The 15,915-nt window shown below is 72.1% G+C and carries 14 protein-coding genes; 9 read left to right on the forward strand and 5 right to left on the reverse strand.

The annotated features are described in order from the left end of the window. Nucleotides 1-76: 76 nt before the first annotated feature. A complete protein-coding gene (locus ACIQUR_RS12930) occupies nucleotides 77-772 on the forward strand; it encodes a DUF402 domain-containing protein (protein WP_403662770.1) in 696 nt (231 codons plus the stop codon). Nucleotides 773-1,004: 232 nt separating this feature from the next. Further along, complete coding sequence (locus ACIQUR_RS12935; RefSeq protein ID WP_403662773.1) at nucleotides 1,005-3,176, forward strand: SpoIIE family protein phosphatase; 2,172 nt, start codon at nucleotides 1,005-1,007, stop codon at nucleotides 3,174-3,176. A 99-nt stretch (nucleotides 3,177-3,275) separates the two neighbouring features. On the opposite strand, the gene ACIQUR_RS12940 is transcribed toward ACIQUR_RS12935, so the two are convergent. Continuing rightward, the gene (locus ACIQUR_RS12940) at nucleotides 3,276-5,519 is read right to left on the reverse strand and encodes a transglycosylase domain-containing protein (protein WP_403662776.1); all 2,244 of its coding nucleotides are present in this window, start codon (nucleotides 5,517-5,519) and stop codon (nucleotides 3,276-3,278) included. Between the two features lie 211 nt (nucleotides 5,520-5,730). On the opposite strand from ACIQUR_RS12940, the gene ACIQUR_RS12945 reads away from it, so the two are divergent. The 5 genes from ACIQUR_RS12945 to ACIQUR_RS12965 all read left to right on the forward strand — a co-directional run bounded on the left by ACIQUR_RS12945 (nucleotide 5,731) and on the right by ACIQUR_RS12965 (nucleotide 10,708). Beyond that, entirely contained in the window at nucleotides 5,731-6,669 is a 939-nt protein-coding gene (locus tag ACIQUR_RS12945) for an SPFH domain-containing protein (RefSeq protein WP_403662779.1), read from the forward strand. Beyond that, a complete protein-coding gene (locus ACIQUR_RS12950) occupies nucleotides 6,666-6,968 on the forward strand; it encodes a hypothetical protein (RefSeq protein ID WP_403662782.1) in 303 nt (100 codons plus the stop codon). Before ACIQUR_RS12945 ends, ACIQUR_RS12950 begins: the two co-directional genes overlap by 4 nt. A 196-nt stretch (nucleotides 6,969-7,164) precedes the next feature. Then, nucleotides 7,165-7,689 (forward strand): PadR family transcriptional regulator, encoded by a 525-nt coding sequence (locus tag ACIQUR_RS12955; protein WP_403662785.1) that lies wholly within the window; start codon nucleotides 7,165-7,167, stop codon nucleotides 7,687-7,689. Next, complete coding sequence (locus ACIQUR_RS12960) at nucleotides 7,686-8,372, forward strand: ABC transporter ATP-binding protein (RefSeq protein WP_403662788.1); 687 nt, start codon at nucleotides 7,686-7,688, stop codon at nucleotides 8,370-8,372. Before ACIQUR_RS12955 ends, ACIQUR_RS12960 begins: the two co-directional genes overlap by 4 nt. Then, entirely contained in the window at nucleotides 8,369-10,708 is a 2,340-nt protein-coding gene (locus tag ACIQUR_RS12965; protein ID WP_403662791.1) for an FtsX-like permease family protein, read from the forward strand. Before ACIQUR_RS12960 ends, ACIQUR_RS12965 begins: the two co-directional genes overlap by 4 nt. Nucleotides 10,709-10,730: 22 nt before the next feature. On the opposite strand, the gene ACIQUR_RS12970 is transcribed toward ACIQUR_RS12965, so the two are convergent. Next, nucleotides 10,731-11,678, reverse strand: coding sequence for a LysR substrate-binding domain-containing protein (locus tag ACIQUR_RS12970; RefSeq protein ID WP_403662794.1), 948 nt, complete (start codon nucleotides 11,676-11,678; stop codon nucleotides 10,731-10,733). Nucleotides 11,679-11,825: 147 nt separating this feature from the next. Here ACIQUR_RS12970 and ACIQUR_RS12975 point away from each other — a divergent pair, with 147 nt between their 5' ends. Both ACIQUR_RS12975 and ACIQUR_RS12980 read left to right on the forward strand, forming a co-directional pair. Beyond that, the gene (locus tag ACIQUR_RS12975) at nucleotides 11,826-12,380 is read left to right on the forward strand and encodes a peroxiredoxin (RefSeq protein WP_399954516.1); all 555 of its coding nucleotides are present in this window, start codon (nucleotides 11,826-11,828) and stop codon (nucleotides 12,378-12,380) included. Nucleotides 12,381-12,382: 2 nt separating this feature from the next. Further along, a complete protein-coding gene (locus ACIQUR_RS12980; RefSeq protein ID WP_399954513.1) occupies nucleotides 12,383-12,919 on the forward strand; it encodes an alkyl hydroperoxide reductase in 537 nt (178 codons plus the stop codon). A 63-nt stretch (nucleotides 12,920-12,982) separates the two neighbouring features. Here the strand turns inward: ACIQUR_RS12980 and ACIQUR_RS12985 are convergent, their stop codons facing one another. The 3 genes from ACIQUR_RS12985 to ACIQUR_RS12995 all read right to left on the reverse strand — a co-directional run bounded on the left by ACIQUR_RS12985 (nucleotide 12,983) and on the right by ACIQUR_RS12995 (nucleotide 15,824). Further along, complete coding sequence (locus ACIQUR_RS12985; protein ID WP_403662798.1) at nucleotides 12,983-13,723, reverse strand: hypothetical protein; 741 nt, start codon at nucleotides 13,721-13,723, stop codon at nucleotides 12,983-12,985. Further along, the gene (locus ACIQUR_RS12990) at nucleotides 13,707-15,026 is read right to left on the reverse strand and encodes an AI-2E family transporter (RefSeq protein WP_403662801.1); all 1,320 of its coding nucleotides are present in this window, start codon (nucleotides 15,024-15,026) and stop codon (nucleotides 13,707-13,709) included. The genes ACIQUR_RS12985 and ACIQUR_RS12990 overlap by 17 nt, the downstream gene beginning before the upstream one ends. A gap of 111 nt (nucleotides 15,027-15,137) precedes the next feature. After that, nucleotides 15,138-15,824: a transglycosylase SLT domain-containing protein gene (locus ACIQUR_RS12995; protein ID WP_403662804.1), complete on the reverse strand. Its 687-nt coding sequence runs from the start codon at nucleotides 15,822-15,824 to the stop codon at nucleotides 15,138-15,140. Between the last annotated feature and the right edge of the window lie 91 nt (nucleotides 15,825-15,915).

Below are 15,915 nucleotides of genomic sequence, written 5' to 3' on the forward strand. Positions count from 1 at the left end.
CCGTCGAAATCCAGCCGATTTACGTCCGTGACCTGCACCGCAGCGGTCCCGGCGCGCCCGCCCCTAAGATCTGCGCATGACAGGTACGGCAGGCACCGCGCACGGCGCGCCCGGGGAAGCGCACTGGGCACCCGGGGACCACATCCTCTGGCGCTACCGCGACAACGCCCCCGGCCTGAAGGGGCACGTCCACATCTGCCGGCCGGTGACCGTGGTGCAGGACACCGCCGACCTCCTCGCCGTCTGGATGGCCCCGGGCACCGAATGCGTCAAGCCGGTGCTCGCCGACGGCACCCCCGTCCACGAGGAGCCGCTCGCCACCCGCTACACCGCGCCCCGCACCACCGTCCGCTCGAAGTGGTGGGGCGCCGGCGTGCTGAAGCTGGCCCGGCCCGGCGACCCCTGGTCCGTCTGGCTGTTCTGGGACCACGACTGGGAGTTCAAGAGCTGGTACGTGAACCTGGAGGAGCCCCGGGTCCGCTGGTCCGGCGGCGTCGACTCCGAGGACCACTTCCTGGACATCTCCGTCTACCCCGACCACAGCTGGAAGTGGCGCGACGAGGACGAGTTCGCCCAGGCCCAGCGGTCCGGCCTGATGGACCCCGCGCAGGCGGCGCGGGTACGGGACGCGGGCCGCGCGGCGGTCGACCTGATCACGGCGTGGGGGCGGCCGTTCTCCGACCGCTGGCAGGACTGGCGCCCCGATCCGCGCTGGGCCGTCCCGGCCCTCCCGGAGGACTGGGACCGGACCCCGGCGCATATGACCTCATGAGACCCTTGATGCGCCCCCGGGGTTCAAACGTAGGATCGTCCTCCGCAAGGCTGCACTTCCGTAATTCTCATACTGTGCGCAGGACTTGACCAGGAGTCACCGAACCGAGCGAGAGGTAACGAGCGGGGAGCGGGTTTGACGGGCGACGGTGCCCGTGCCGCTGAGCGGGTATACCGCGACTGACCGAGTTGTGTGCAGCGCACATCGAGCGCAAACGGACGGAATTCCACGCGTGACGGAGTACCCCACCTCTCACGAGGGCCCGCAGCCGGGTGCCGGGGCAGCGGCTAGCGCGGCGGCGAACCACGCCCCGGGCGGTCTCGGCGTGCCCGCGCAGCCGGGTGGCCGGCCCGCCGCCGGCTCCTCCGGTACGAGCACGGGCACCGGTCCCGGCCCGCGCACCTCCGCCACCGCGTCGGCCGACCCCGAGGGCCACGACAAGGCGCCGGCCCCCTCCCGCCAGGCCACCCGCAGCGCGGCACCGGGCGCCGAGGGCATCCCGGGAGCCCGCCACGCCCCGGCCACCGGCACCGCGTCCGGCGCCGCCGCCCCGGGCACCCCGGCGGCGCCCGCCGCTCCCGCGGCCGCGCCCGGCACGGCGGACGCCGCCGGCGGCACCGGCGCACCGGCCGCGGGCACCGACCCCACCGCCGTGGCCCGGCGCGAGGGCGACCGGCTCCGCTTCGTCGGCGCGGCCACCCGCCGCATCGCGCGCGGCATCGACCTCGACGAGATCGTCCTGGGCCTGTGCCGGGCCACGGTCCCGACCTTCTCGGACGCGATCCTGGTCTACCTGCGCGATCCGCTCCCGGTCGGCGACGAGCGCCCGGTCGGCCCCGTCGTCTTAAGGCTGCGCCGGACCGACCGCCTGCGGCCCATCGAGGACCTCACCGAGACGGCCGCCCCGGACGGCACCTCGCCCGAGCTGGACTTCAGCCAGCTGCCGCTGCTGGGCCCCCAGGGGGACCTGCCGGCGGCCGAGCTGTGCGAGATCCAGCCCGGCGGCGCCCTGGCCGAGGTGCTGCGCGGCGTCCGCCCGGTGTTCGGCTCCGCCCCCGCGGCGCGGGCCGCGCTGCCGGAGCTGCTGGGCGCCGAGCACCCCGTACCGCGCGGGCAGCGGGCCATCCTGGCGCCGCTGCGCGGGCGGCGCCGGGTGATCGGGGCCGCCGTGTTCCTGCGCCGGCCCGACCGGCCCGCCTTCGAGCAGAACGACCTGCTGGTGGCGGCCCAGCTGGCCACGCACACCGCCCTCGGCATCGACAAGGCCGTGCTGTACGGCCGCGAGGCGTACATCGCGGACGAGCTCCAGCGCACCATGCTGCCGGACAGCCTGCCGCAGCCCACGGGCGTACGGCTCGCCTCCCGCTACCTCCCGGCGGCCGAGACGGCCCGGGTCGGCGGCGACTGGTACGACGCCATACCGCTGCCCGGCAGCCGCGTCGCCCTGGTCGTGGGCGACGTCATGGGCCACTCCATGACCTCCGCGGCGATCATGGGCCAGCTGCGCACCACCGCGCAGACCCTGGCCCAGCTCGACCTGCCCCCCGCCGAGGTGCTGCACCACCTGGACGAGCAGGCGCAGCGACTCGGCTCGGACCGCATGGCGACCTGCCTGTACGCGGTGTACGACCCGGTCTCGCACCGGATCACCATCGCCAACGCGGGCCATCCGCCGCCGGTGCTGCTCCACCTCGGCGGCCGCGCCGAGGTGCTCCGCGTACCGCCGGGCGCCCCGATCGGCGTCGGCGGGGTCGACTTCGAGGCCGTGGAGCTGGACGCGCCCGCCGGGGCGACCCTGCTGCTGTACACGGACGGCCTGGTCGAGTCGCGGCTGCGGGACGTGTGGACGGGCATCGAGCAGCTGCGCGAGCGGCTGGCCACCACCGCCCAGCTGACGGGCCTGGACCACCCGCCGCCGCTGGAGGCGCTCTGCGACGACGTGCTCGACATGCTCGGGCCCGGCGACCGGGACGACGACATCGCGCTGCTGGCGGCCCGGTTCGACGGGATCGCGCCGAGCGACGTGGCGTACTGGTTCCTCGACCCGGAGGAGACCGCCCCCGGGCGGGCCCGCCGGCTGGCCCGCCGCGCGCTGTCGCGGTGGGGTCTGGAGGAGCTGTCGGACTCGCTGGAGCTGCTGGTCAGCGAGGTGGTGACGAACGCCGTGCGGTACGCCGAGCGGCCGGTGACGCTGCGGCTGCTGCGGACGGACGTGCTGCGGTGCGAGGTCGGCGACGACTCGCCGCAGCTGCCGCGCCAGCGCCGGGCGCGGGACACCGACGAGGGCGGCCGGGGGCTGTTCCTGGTGAACCGGATGGCCCGCAGGTGGGGTGCGACCCGGCTGAGCAGCGGCAAGGTCGTGTGGTTCGAGCTGCCGCTGCCGGGCGGGCGCGGCCGGTCCTGACGCCGGGCCGGATCCCGGGCCGGGACGGTCCCGTCACCGCCGGTACGCGCCGAAGGGCGGCTCCCCGAGGGGAGCCGCCCTTCGGCGTGTACCGCGCGGTCAGCCGCTGAGCCGCGCGCCGCCCTCCTCCGGCTTGTCGCCGTCGCCGTCCGAGGCGCTCGGGGACGGGTCGGGCTTGGGCTTGTTCGTCCGCGTCTTCGAGGGGGTCGGCTCCGGGTCCTTGTCCGACTTGCTCGGCTTGGGCGAGGGACCGTCGTCGTCGTGCTTCCTGGACCGGCTCGGCGACGGGCTCGGGTCGTCGTCCTTCTTGGAGCGGCTGGCGCTCGGCGTGGGGTCCGGGTCCTCGACGCGGCCCATGTCGGCGTCCTCCAGGTCGAAGGTGTCCGTGCTGACGCCCCGCAGGGCGGCGAGCGTGTACGCCTTCCAGATGTCGGCCGGGAAGCTGGAACCGCCCGCGCGGCCGCCGCCGGCGGTGCCGGTCAGCGTGACCTGGGTGCCGGTCCCGGGCTCCTCGCCGAACATCGCGACGACCGTGACCAGCTCGGGGGTGTACGCGGTGAACCAGGCGGCCTTGTTGGACTCGGTGGTACCGGTCTTGCCCGCGGCGTCGTAGGCGCTGGAGGACACCGCGTTGGCGGAGCCGTTGCGCACCACGCCGGTGAGGACCTTGGTGACGGTGTCGGCGGTGGCGCGGGAGAGCACCTGACCGCCGATGGGTTCGAGCTCCTCGTAGGTGCGCTCGCTGTGCTTGGCGGCCTTGACGATCGACGGCGTGACCTTCTTGCCGTGGTTGTCGAAGGTGGCGTACACGGCGGCCATGTCGACGGTCGTGGACTGCATGGAGCCGAGGGCCATGGCGGGCCGCTCGACGAAGGCGCCGCGGTCCTTCATGCCGAGGGACAGGGCGGTCTTCTTCACGGTCTTGGGGCCGACGTCCACGATCATCTGGGCGTAGACGGAGTTGACCGAGGAGTTGGTCGCCTTCTGGACGGTGATCCGCTTGCCGTAGTCCTGGTCGTCCTGGTTCTGCGGGGCGAAGGGGGTGTCGCTGCCGACCACCGGGCGGCGGCTGGTGCCGTCGTAGATGGTGTTCGGTGCGATCGGGCGGCCGTCCTGGGTGGTGGCGCCGTTCTCGATGGCGGAGGCGAGCACGATCGGCTTGAAGGTCGAGCCCGGCTGGTAGTCCTGCCGGGTCGCGTTGTTGATCCAGTGCTCCTGCTGGCCCCGGCCGCCGTACATCGCGACGATCCGGCCGGTCTTCGGGTCCACGGAGGTGGCGCCGGCCTGGACCGCGGCGTCGACCTTGCGGCCCTTGCGGTCGAGCTTGGACTCCAGCTCCTCCTCGACCGCGTTCTCCAGGGCGGCCTGCTTCTTCTTCTCGATGCTGAGGGTGATGTCCCAGCCACCGGCCTTGATCTGGTCGTCCGTGATGCCCTGGCGGTTCAGCTCCGCCTCGGCGGCCTGGATCAGGTAGCCCTTCTGGCCGTCCATGCCGGAGGCGGGCTTGGGCTTGATCGGGACCGGGAACTGCATGCCGGCGCGCTTGCCGGGGTCCAGCTCGCCCATCTTGACCATGTTGTCGAGGACGTAGTTCCAGCGCTCCTTGGCGAAGGCCTTGCCGCGCTCGGTGGCGATGGCCCAGTCGTAGCCGTTGGGCGACTGGAGGAGCGCGGCGAGGTAGGCGCCCTGCTCCAGGGTGAGCTTGTCGGTGTTGACGCCGTAGTACGCCTGGGCCGCGGCCTGGATGCCGTACGCGCCCCGCCCGTAGTAGCTCGTGTTCATGTAGCCGGCGAGGATCTCCGGCTTCTTCATGCTGCGGTCGACCTTGAGGGCGATGACCAGTTCCTTGAGCTTCCGGGTGACCGTCTGCTCCTGGTTCAGGTAGTAGTTCTTGACGTACTGCTGGGTGATGGTCGAACCACCCTGCTTGCCCTTGCCGGTGACGGTGTTGAGGAGACCGCGGCCGAGGCCCTTCACGTCCACGCCGTTGTCCTTCTCGAAGGACATGTTCTCCGCGGCGATGAACTCGTTCTGGATGGGCCGGGGGATCTGCTCGATGGAGAGGATGACGCGGTTGACCTCGCCGGTGCGCGCCATCACCGAGCCGTCGGACCAGCGGTAGATGTTGCTCTGGAGGGTCGCCTGGTCGTTGGGCTGCGGCACCGGCAGGTAGAAGTAGAAGCCGATCAGCAGGCCCATGCCGACGAGGACGGTCCCGAGGAGGGTGCCGAGCACCTTCTTCCACGTGAAGAACCGGCGTATGCCGGTCTTCTGGCCCCGGGTACGCGGCGCCCGTCGCGCCCCGCGCTGCTTCTGAGCGCGTCGCGCTTCTGCTCGGCCCATCGCTCCTGCTCCGCTCGTGTACCCCCGATGTCAGCTCACGAAGCTAACACCGACGGAATGGACAAAGGTCGGCCAATCCGGTCTTTTCCGGACGTGAGAATGAGCACCCACCCCGATGGAACCGACGCATGGAGTGTGCGGGGGGTTGCCGTGAGCCGAAAAAGTGATATCACTTTGCTAAGCAGAGTGACTGACTGAAACGGGGCGGACCATGACGAACAGCAACGAACCGACCGACACCGCGGTGGACTCGGTCCTGCCCGAACCGGAGGTGCGCGAGTTCCCCGCGCACAGCGTCGGCGGCGGCACCGCCCTGCTGTGCGGCCTGCTCGGGCTCACGGCCGGCGTCCTGCTGGTGGTGTTCGGCGCCACCGCACTGACCGGCGGCGGCAAGGCGGCCGTGATCGTCGCGGGCGTCCTGCTGGGCCTGCTGTCCTTCGTGATGATGTGCGGCCTCAACTCGGTGGCCCCCGGCGAGGCGCGGGTGGTCCAGCTCTTCGGCCGCTACCGCGGGACGATCCGCACCGACGGCCTGCGCTGGGTGAACCCGCTGACCTCGCGGGAGAAGATCTCCACCCGGGTGCGCAACCACGAGACGGCCGTGCTGAAGGTCAACGACGCGTACGGCAACCCGATCGAGCTGGCGGCGGTCGTCGTGTGGAAGGTCGAGGACACCGCGCAGGCCACCTTCGAGGTCGACGACTTCGAGGAGTTCGTCTCGGTCCAGGCCGAGTCCGCGGTGCGGCACATCGCCATCGAGTACCCGTACGACGCCCACGAGGACGACGGCCTCTCCCTGCGCGAGAACGCCGAGGAGATCACCGAGAAGCTGGCCGTCGAACTGTCGGCGCGGGTCACGGCGGCAGGCGTGCGGATCATCGAGTCCCGCTTCACCCACCTCGCGTACGCCCCGGAGATCGCCTCCGCGATGCTCCAGCGGCAGCAGGCCGGCGCGGTGGTGGCGGCCCGGCGCCAGATCGTCGAGGGCGCGGTCGGCATGGTCGAGCTCGCCCTGACCCGGCTGGCCGAGGAGGACATCGTGGACCTGGACCCGGAGCGCAAGGCCGCGATGGTCTCGAACCTGATGGTGGTGCTCTGCGGCGACCGTGCCGCGCAGCCGGTCGTGAACACGGGCACCCTGTACCAGTGACCCCTCCAGGGAAGGACCCCGCCGCCGCACCCCCGCCGGATTCCGGCGGGAGCGGCCGGCCCGCGCGAGCCGCGGACCGGCCGGCCAGGGCGGCGCGGGCGGAGCGCAAGCAGGTGCTGCTGCGGCTGGACCCGCAGGTGTACGACGCGCTGGCGCGCTGGGCGGGCGACGAGCTCCGCTCGGCCAACGCCCAGATCGAGTTCCTTCTGCGGCGGGCGCTGGCGGAGTCGGGGCGGCTGCCCGGCGACGCGGCTCCCATCGCTCCCAGGGGCCGCCCCCGCAAGTCCCCCGATCCCTGACCCGAAGCCCCCTCGGCGCCGCCGAGGGGGCTTCGCCGTTTCCGCCGGACGCCGAACGCCGGGCGCCGGACGCCGGGACCAAAGTCCCGTTCCGAACCGTGACACAACGCTCTGACCTGCAAGGACGCCACCCGACCCCCGCTCTATGCACCGGGTGTATACATCGGGGGTATACACCGCGTGTACAGTCGTCGCCATGTCCATCGGCCACACCCTCCTCGGCCTGCTAGAGGCCGGCCCACGTCACGGTTACGACCTCAAGCGCGCCTTCGACGAGAAGTTCGGGCACGACCGCCCGCTGCACTACGGGCAGGTCTACTCGACCATGTCCCGGCTGCTGAAGAACGGCCTCGTCGAGGTCGAAGGCATAGAGGCCGGCGGCGGCCCCGACCGCAAGCGCTACGCCATCACCGACGCCGGCATCACCGACGTCGAGCAATGGCTCGCCCAGCCGGAGAAGCCCGAGCCGTACCTCCAGTCGACCCTCTACACCAAGGTCGTCCTCGCGCTCCTCACCGGACGCAGCGCCGCCGACCTCCTCGACACCCAGCGCGCCGAGCACCTCCGTCTCATGCGCATCCTCACCACCCGCAAGCGCAAGGGCGACCTCGCCGACCAGCTCGTCTGCGACCACGCCCTGTTCCACCTCGAAGCGGACCTCCGCTGGCTGGAACTCACCGCCGCCCGGCTCGACCAGCTCGCCCAGGAGGTACGCCGATGAACCCCGCCGGCTCCCTGCTCACCGCCACCGACCTGCGCAAGGCGTACGGGCCCACCAACGCCCTCGACGGCGCCGCCTTCTCCATCCACCCGGGCGAGGTCGTCGCCGTCATGGGCCCCTCGGGCTCCGGCAAGTCGACCCTGCTGCACTGCCTGGCCGGCATCGTCACGCCCGACTCCGGCTCCATCACCTACGCGGGCCGCGAACTCACCGCCATGAGCGACCGCGAGCGCTCCGCCCTGCGCCGCAGCGAGTTCGGCTTCGTCTTCCAGTTCGGCCAGCTCGTCCCGGAGCTGACCTGCGTCGAGAACGTGGCCCTCCCCCTCCGCCTCAACGGCGCCAAGCGCCGGGAGGCCGAACGCACCGCCCTGGAGTGGATGGCCCGCCTGGAGGTGGACGGCCTCAAGGACAAGCGGCCCGGCGAGGTCTCCGGCGGCCAGGGCCAGCGCGTCGCCGTGGCCCGCTCCCTCGTCACCGGCCCCCGCGTGCTCTTCGCCGACGAGCCCACCGGCGCCCTGGACTCCCTCAACGGCGAGCGCGTGATGCAGCTGCTCACCGAGGCCGCCCGGTCCACCAACGCGGCCGTGGTCCTGGTCACGCACGAGACCCGGGTCGCCGCGTACTCCGACCGCGAGATCGTCGTACGGGACGGCCGCTCCCGCGACATGGAGCGCGCCATATGAGCCTCCGCACCTGGTCCCAGGACCTCCGGATGGGCGCCAGGTTCGCCCTCGGCGGCGGCCGCGAGGGCTGGACCCGCACCCTCCTCACCGCCGTCGGCGTCGGCCTCGGCGTGGCCCTGCTGCTGGTCACCACCGCCCTCCCCAGCGCCCTCCAGGCCCGGGACGTGCGCTCCGACGCGCGCAGCACCTTCACCGCTCCCACGGCGGAGGCGCCCGGCCCCGGCACCCTGCTGGTCGCCGAGGCGGACTCCACGTTCCGCGAGTACGACGTCTACGGCCGCCAGCTCCAGCCCGAGGGCCCGGACGCACCCCTGCCGCCCGGCCTGAAGAGCTTCCCCGGCACCGGCGAGCTCGCCGTCTCGCCCGCCCTCGCCGAGCTGCTGAAGTCCTCCGAGGGCAAGCTGCTGCGCGAGCGCCTCAACGGGAAGATCGTCTCCGTCATCGGCGACGAGGGCCTGATCGGCCCCAACGAACTCGCCTTCTACCAGGGCCAGGACCGGCTCCAGCCGGACGGCACCCACATCAAGCGGGTCACCGGCTTCAGGAACGACGCCGTGCCCGAGCCGCTCGACCCCATCCTCACCCTCCTGCTGACCATGGTCTTCGTGGCCCTGCTGATGCCGGTGGCCGTGTTCATCGCCGCGGCCGTCCGCTTCGGCGGCGACCGCCGCGACCGCCGTCTGGCGGCCCTGCGGCTGGTCGGCGCCGACGGCCGGATGACCCGCCGCATCGCCGCGGGCGAGGCGGCCACGGGCTCCGTCCTCGGCCTCGGACTGGGCGCCGTCTTCTTCCTGTTCGTACGGCACTTCGCCGGCGAGGTCACGCTCATGCAGCGCAGCGTCTTCCCCGCCGACCTCAACCCGACCCTGTGGCTCGCGGCGCTGGTCGCCGTGGCCGTGCCGGCCGCGGCCGTCGCCGTCACGCTGTTCGCCCTGCGGGGCGTGGTGATCGAGCCGCTCGGGGTGGTCCGTACCGCCAGGCCGGCCAGGCGCCGGATCTGGTGGCGCCTGCTGATGCCCCTGGGCGGGCTCGCCCTGCTCGTCCCGCTCATGGGACGGGGCAACGACGAGGGCCAGTTCAACCAGTGGCAGGTCATCGGCGGTGTCGTCCTGCTGCTGGTCGGCATCACGGCACTGCTGCCCTGGCTGGTCGAGAAGACCGTCGCCCGCCTCGGCGGCGGCGGAGTCTCCTGGCAGCTGGCCGTGCGCCGCCTCCAGCTCGGCAGCAGCACCGCGGCCCGCCTGGTCAACGGCATCGCCGTGGCCGTGGCCGGCGCCATCGCGCTCCAGATGCTGTTCGCCGGCGTCGAGGGCGAGTACACCAGGGACACCGGCCAGGACACCCGGCGGGCGGCCATCTCCGTCCACATCCCGTCCGGCAGCGAGTCCGCCCGCCGGACCGACGCCCTCGCCCGGGAACTGGGCGCGATCGAGGGCGTCGCCCGGTCGACGCCGCTGAGCACCTCCGACCTCGCCCTCAAGGCCAAGGACCCGGAGCAGAGCGCGTCCCTGACCGTCGGCACCTGCGCGGCCCTGAGCGAACTCGCGACGCTGCCCTCCTGCAAGGACGGCGACACCTTCGTGCTCCAGGGCGGGGACACGTACGGCACCGACATCTCCGCGCTCACCGTGCCGGGCACCCGCCTGTTCGCCGGGCCCGTCTACGGCGACGACCCCACCGCGGACAAGGCGGTGCGGTGGACCCTGCCGAAGGACGCCCGCCCCGCGCCCTCCCGCAAGGACCCCACGGGCGTCATGCGCTCCGGCGTGCTGGCCACCCCCAAGGCCGCGCCGAAGAACCTGGGCGACCGGCTGTACACGATCATCTACGTCCAGGTCCCGCCCGGAAACGCGGACGCGATGGAGCGGGTCCGCACCAAGGTCTTCCTGACGGACCCGATGATGACCGCCTTCACGGCCGCCTCCACCCAGCAGTCCAACCGCTTCGCCACCATCCGCACCGGCCTGTTCATCGGCGCCACCGGCGTGCTGGTGCTGATCGGCGCGAGCATGCTGGTCTCGCAGCTGGAGCAGCTGCGAGAGCGCAGGAAGCTGCTGTCGGCCCTGGTGGCCTTCGGCACCCGCCGCTCCACGCTCAGCCTGTCGGTGCTCTGGCAGACGGCGGTGCCGATCGGCCTGGGCCTGCTGCTGGCCACCGCGACCGGACTCGCGCTGGGCGCGGTGCTGATGCGGATGACGAACGTCGCCGTGTCGGTGGACTGGGCCTCGGTGGCCGCGATGACGGGCATCGGCGCCGGCGTGGTGCTGCTGGTGACCGCGCTGAGCCTGCCGCCGCTGCTGCGGCTGATGCGGCCGGACGGCCTCCGCACCGAGTAGCGGCGGCCGCCCCGGACGGGCTCTAGTCCGTGGGCCAGACCGGCAGGGGGCGGACCGCCTCCCGCAGGGCCGCCGCCAGTTCGGTGAACTCCCCCTGCCGTGCCGTCCCGGTGCGCATCGCGAAGGCGATCCGCCGGGACGGCGCCGGTTCGGCGAAGTACCCCGTGGACAGGTACTCGTTGCGGGTGGTCTCCAGCCGCAGCGCGGTGCGGGGCAGCAGCGTCACCCCGAGCCCGCCGGCCACCAGCTGGACCAGCGTGGAGAGCCCGGCGGCCGTCGTGGTGACCGCGGCGCCCTCCTCCCGGCCCGCCTCGCGGCAGATGTCGAGGGCCTGGTCCCGCAGGCAGTGACCCTCGTCGAGCAGCAGCAGGTTCAGCCCGCGCAGCTCCTCGCGGGGGATGTCGCGGCGGCCGGCCAGCTCGTGGTCGCGCGGCGCGACGAGTACGAAGTCCTCGTCGAACAGCGGGATCTCGGTGACCCCGGGCACGCCGAGGGGCACCGCGAGCAGCAGCAGGTCGAGCCGGCCCCCGGCCAGCCCGTCCAGCAGCGAGGCGGTCTGCTCCTCGTGCACCTGGAGGTCCAGGCGCGGGTAGCGCCGGTGGATCAGGGACAGGACGGTGGGCAGCAGGTACGGCGCCACCGTCGGGATCACCCCGAGGCGCAGTGCCCCGGTGAAGGGCGCACGGACCGCCTCGGCCTCCTCCATGAGGCCGCCGACCGCGTCGAGCACGGTCCGGGCCCGGGCGGCGATGCGTTCCCCGGCGGGCGACAGCAGCACCTTGCGGGTGGTCCGCTCCAGCAGCTGGACGCCGAGGGACTCCTCCAGCGCGGAGACCGCGCCGGAGAGCGCCGGCTGGCTCATTCCGATCGCCGCGGCCGCGTCACGGAAGTGCAGGTGCTCGGCCACGGCCGCGAAGGCGCGCAGCTGCGCGAGCGTGGGAGCTTTGGGTCCTCTGTTACCGACAGCCACTGATAGGTACCTCCGATCACCATCGTAGAGCTTGGCTATTTCTGCAATCAATGCAGCTGTGCCAGCATGTGAGATCCGTCCAACCCTCACGGAAGTCCCCATTCCGCCCCACAAGGGCAGGGGTCTTCCCTCCCGCAAGGAGTGCATGTGCTCACCGTCGGTGACAAGTTCCCCACGTACGATCTGACCGCCTGTGTCTCGCTGGAGGCCGGCCAGGAGTTCGCGCAGATCGACCACAAGACCTACGAGGGCAAGTGGCGCGTGGTGTTCTTCTGGCCGAAGGACTTCACCTTCGTCTGCCCGACCGAGATCGCCGCGTTCGGCAAGCTGAACGACGAGTTCCTCGACCGCGACGCGCAGATCCTGGGCGTCTCCGGCGACTCCGAGTTCGTGCACCACGCCTGGCGCAAGGACCACGCCGACCTGCGTGACCTGCCCTTCCCGATGCTGGCCGACTCCAAGCACGAGCTCATGCAGGCCTGTGGCGTGCAGGGCGAGGACGGCTTCGCGCAGCGCGCCGTCTTCATCGTCGACCAGAACAACGAGATCCAGTTCTCGATGGTGACCGCCGGTTCCGTGGGCCGTAACCCCAAGGAGGTCCTGCGGGTCCTCGACGCCCTGCAGACCGACGAGCTGTGCCCCTGCAACTGGACCAAGGGCGAGGACACCCTCGACGCCGGCAAGCTCCTGGCCGGTGAGTGAGCATGGCCCTCGATGAGCTGAAGGCCGCCGTACCGGACTTCGCCAAGGACCTGAAGCTGAACCTCGGTTCGGTCATCGGCAACCAGGACGCCCTCACCGAGCAGCAGCTCTGGGGCACCGTCCTGGCCTGCGCGATCGCCTCGCGCTCGCCGAAGGTCCTGCGCGAGCTGGAGCCGGAGGCCAAGGCCAAGCTCAAGTCCGAGGCGTACACGGCCGCCAAGTCGGCCGCCGCCATCATGGCGATGAACAACGTCTTCTACCGCACCCGTCACCTGCTCTCCGACCCGGAGTACGGCACGATGCGGGCCGGTCTGCGGATGAACGTCATCGGCAACCCGGGCGTGGACAAGGTCGACTTCGAGCTGTGGTCCCTCGCCGTCTCCGCGATCAACGGCTGCGGCCAGTGCCTCGACTCCCACGAGCAGGTGCTGCGCAAGGCCGGCGTGGACCGCGAGACGATCCAGGAGGCCGTCAAGATCGCCGCGGTGATCCAGGCCGTGGGCGCCACCCTCGACGCCGAGGCCGTGCTCGCCGAGTAGCGGACCCCTCGACGCACCGGACCCCCGGTGCCGCCTCCGGGCGGCGCCGGGGGTCCGCGCGTCTCAGTCCTGCTTCTCCTTCTGCCGCAGCGCGTCCAGCAGGGCGCGGGCGTCCTCGATCATCGCCGCCTGGACCGAGGTGTTGTCGAGCGGGTCCTTGGGCTGCTCCCCGGAGGGCTCGTCGGAGAACCAGTTCCAGTTGGTGGCGGTCTCCACCACCAGGACGGCACCGCCGTCCACCACCCGCAGCTGCGGTCCGCGGTAGTCGCCGCCGTTCATCATGACCGCGTTCTCCCCCAGCCCCGGCACCTGCTCGGGCGTGGCGGGTTCCACGCCGCCCCACCGCATGTCCTCGGAGTCCGCGTCGAACTCCGGCTCCGGGTCGGTCTTCTTGTGCAGCGTGAGGGTGAAGTAGGCCTCGTACGAGCGCGACCAGCCCTTCGTCGGCGGCGTCTCCTGCCCCATCAGCGAGCAGGTGAACCGGTCGACCGCAGGGTGCTCGTTCTCCCGCCGGACGGTCCGGTCCCGCAGGTTGCCCATCAGGCCGGTCAGGGCCTTGGCCTTCACCTCGTCGCACAGGTTCACCGGCGTCCGGTAGGCGATGACCGGCGTCTCCGGCTCCCCCGAGCCGTAGACGTACAGTCCGCCCGCCCACACCGCGGAGGCCGCCGCGGCACCGCCCAGCGCCCACAGCCACCGGGCCGCCGGACGCCGCCCGTGCGCCGGCGGCGGCTCGGGCTCCGCCGCGCCGGACCCGCCGCGCGGGTCCTCGTATCCCCCGTCGAGCTCAGGCTCGGATATCACCGTTCGTTTCCCCCTGGTCGGCCGGAGCCGCGCCGATCGCCGTCGCCCCGTGGGGGCCCGGGCCGATCCGCAGCTCTTGTTCCCGGGAGAACGCCCGCAGGTAGACGACCACCGTGTTCGTGACCGCGACGAGCGGGACCGCGACCACCGCGCCCCCGATTCCGGCGATCATCCCACCCGCCGCCACCGACAGCACAACCGCCAGCGGGTGCACGCGCACCGCCCGGCCGAGGATGAAGGGCTGGAGGACGTGGCCCTCGATCTGCTGTACGGCCAGGACGACGAGCAGCACCATCAGGGCGGTGAACACGCCCTGCGTCACCAGCGCCACGAGCACCGCGAGGGCACCCGAGATCACCGCGCCGACGAGCGGGATGAAGGCGAAGAGGAAGATGAACACGGCCAGCGGCACGGCCATCGGCACGTCGAGGAAGTAGAGGCCGAGGCCGATGAAGATGGCGTCGATGAGGGCCACGATCACGGTGCCGCGCACGTACGCCGTGAGGGTCCGCCAGGCGCGCGGCCCGGCTCCCGCGACGCCGGGCCGGGCGATGGCCGGGACCAGGCCGAGGGTCCACTGCCAGATGCGGCGGCCGTCGTAGAGCAGGAAGAGCGTCGAGAACATCGCCAGCAGGATGCCGGTGAGCGCCTCGACCACCACCGTCACGCCCTGGAGACCGGCCGAGGTGATCTCGTCGGTGTTGGTGGTGATGGTCTCCTGGAGGTTCTTCGCGATGTCGTTGATCTGCTTCTCGGTGACGTGGAACGGGCTGTCCAGCGCCCAGCGCTTGAGCTCGTCGATGCCGTCCCTGACGCGGTCGCCGAGGTCGTCGAGGTTCTCCATGACCTGCCAGACGACGAACCAGCCCACCAGCCCGATCACGACGAAGCCGAGCACCGCGGTCACCGCGGTGGCCAGGCCCCGGGGGAGCCCGGCCCGGCGCAGCCGTACGACGAAGGGCTGGAGCAGCGCGGTGACGAGGAGGGCGGCGGCGAAGGCCAGGACCACGAGGCGGACTTCTGCGATCACCCGCATCAGCACCCAGAGCATCGCGGCGACCAGCAGCAGCCGCCAGCTGGCCTCGGCGGCCACGCGTACGCCCCACGGGACGACGCTGGCCGGCTCGGGGCGGCCCTGGCCGGAGGCGTGGGCGGCGGCCTCGGGCGGCGGCACGGGTCCGGAGCTCACCGGCCCGTCCCCCTCCGTCTCCGCGGCGACCTCGGCACGGCGCTCGTCGAGTGCCGCCTCCACCCGGTCCAGCCCCTTGCCCAGCCTGCTGAGCCAGCCTGGCTTCTTCGACATCTCGGTCCCTTCCCCCGCCCGTGAGCACGATCCCGGTCGACCGTACACGCGTACAGCCCCCCACCGAAGGACGGTGAGGGGCTGCGACGGATCCCTGGGCGGGCGGGCGGCCTAGTACCAGCCGTTGGCCTGCCAGAAGCTCCACGCTCCGCACGGGCTGCCGTAGCGGCTGTTCATGTAGTTGAGGCCCCACTCGATCTGCGTGGCGGGGTTGGTGCGCCAGTCGGCACCGGCCGAGGCCATCTTCGAACCGGGGTACGCCTGCACGAGGCCGTAGGCACCGGAGGACGGGTTGGTCGCCCGGTAGTTCCACGTGGACTCGTGGTTCACGATGTTGCTGAAGCACTGGAACTGGCCGGCGCCGACGATCTGACGGGCCATCGCCTTGACCTGGGCCACCGTGTACGAGGCCTGCGGCGTGAACGAGTCGGCGTCACGCGTGGCGGAGCGGCTGGCCGCTTCCTTGGCCTCGCGCTCCTCCTTCGCCTTCTCCTCGGCGGCTTCCTTCTTCGCCTTGGCGTCCTTGGCTGCCTGGATGCGTGCGGCTTCCTCGAGGGACTTCTTGGCGTCCGCGTCGGCCGCGCTGGCGAGGGCGTCGGCCTGCTGCGTCAGGGACGCAGTCTGGACCTGGGCCTGGTCGCCGACCGGGATGTCAGTGAGGAGAGTCGTGCCGGCAGCGGTCGTCTCGAGGTCGCTCGAGGGCTGGGTGTCGCCCGCGGCGACTCCCACGACTGCACCGACGGTGGTGACCGCGGTGGCAGATGCCACTGCGAATCCCCGGACCGAGATCCGGCTCACACGGTTTCCTTCCAGCAGCGTCGCGGCGTGACCTCGCGATGCAAGAGCGCCCCTGGCGCTGGCCTCCGCTTGCGATGGTCACTGGAGGCGC

This window comes from Streptomyces sp. NPDC101132 (assembly GCF_044759225.1).
Lineage (GTDB): Bacteria > Actinomycetota > Actinomycetes > Streptomycetales > Streptomycetaceae > Streptomyces.

Coding starts and splice junctions, on each gene's coding strand:
- ACIQUR_RS12930 (WP_403662770.1), top strand. CDS start 77: ATGACAGGTACGGCAGGCACCGCGCACGGCGCGCCCGGGGAAGCGCAC.
- ACIQUR_RS12940 (WP_403662776.1), bottom strand. CDS start 5,519: ATGGGCCGAGCAGAAGCGCGACGCGCTCAGAAGCAGCGCGGGGCGCGA.
- ACIQUR_RS12945 (WP_403662779.1), top strand. CDS start 5,731: ATGACGAACAGCAACGAACCGACCGACACCGCGGTGGACTCGGTCCTG.
- ACIQUR_RS12955 (WP_403662785.1), top strand. CDS start 7,165: ATGTCCATCGGCCACACCCTCCTCGGCCTGCTAGAGGCCGGCCCACGT.
- ACIQUR_RS12960 (WP_403662788.1), top strand. CDS start 7,686: ATGAACCCCGCCGGCTCCCTGCTCACCGCCACCGACCTGCGCAAGGCG.
- ACIQUR_RS12965 (WP_403662791.1), top strand. CDS start 8,369: ATGAGCCTCCGCACCTGGTCCCAGGACCTCCGGATGGGCGCCAGGTTC.
- ACIQUR_RS12980 (WP_399954513.1), top strand. CDS start 12,383: ATGGCCCTCGATGAGCTGAAGGCCGCCGTACCGGACTTCGCCAAGGAC.
- ACIQUR_RS12990 (WP_403662801.1), bottom strand. CDS start 15,026: ATGTCGAAGAAGCCAGGCTGGCTCAGCAGGCTGGGCAAGGGGCTGGAC.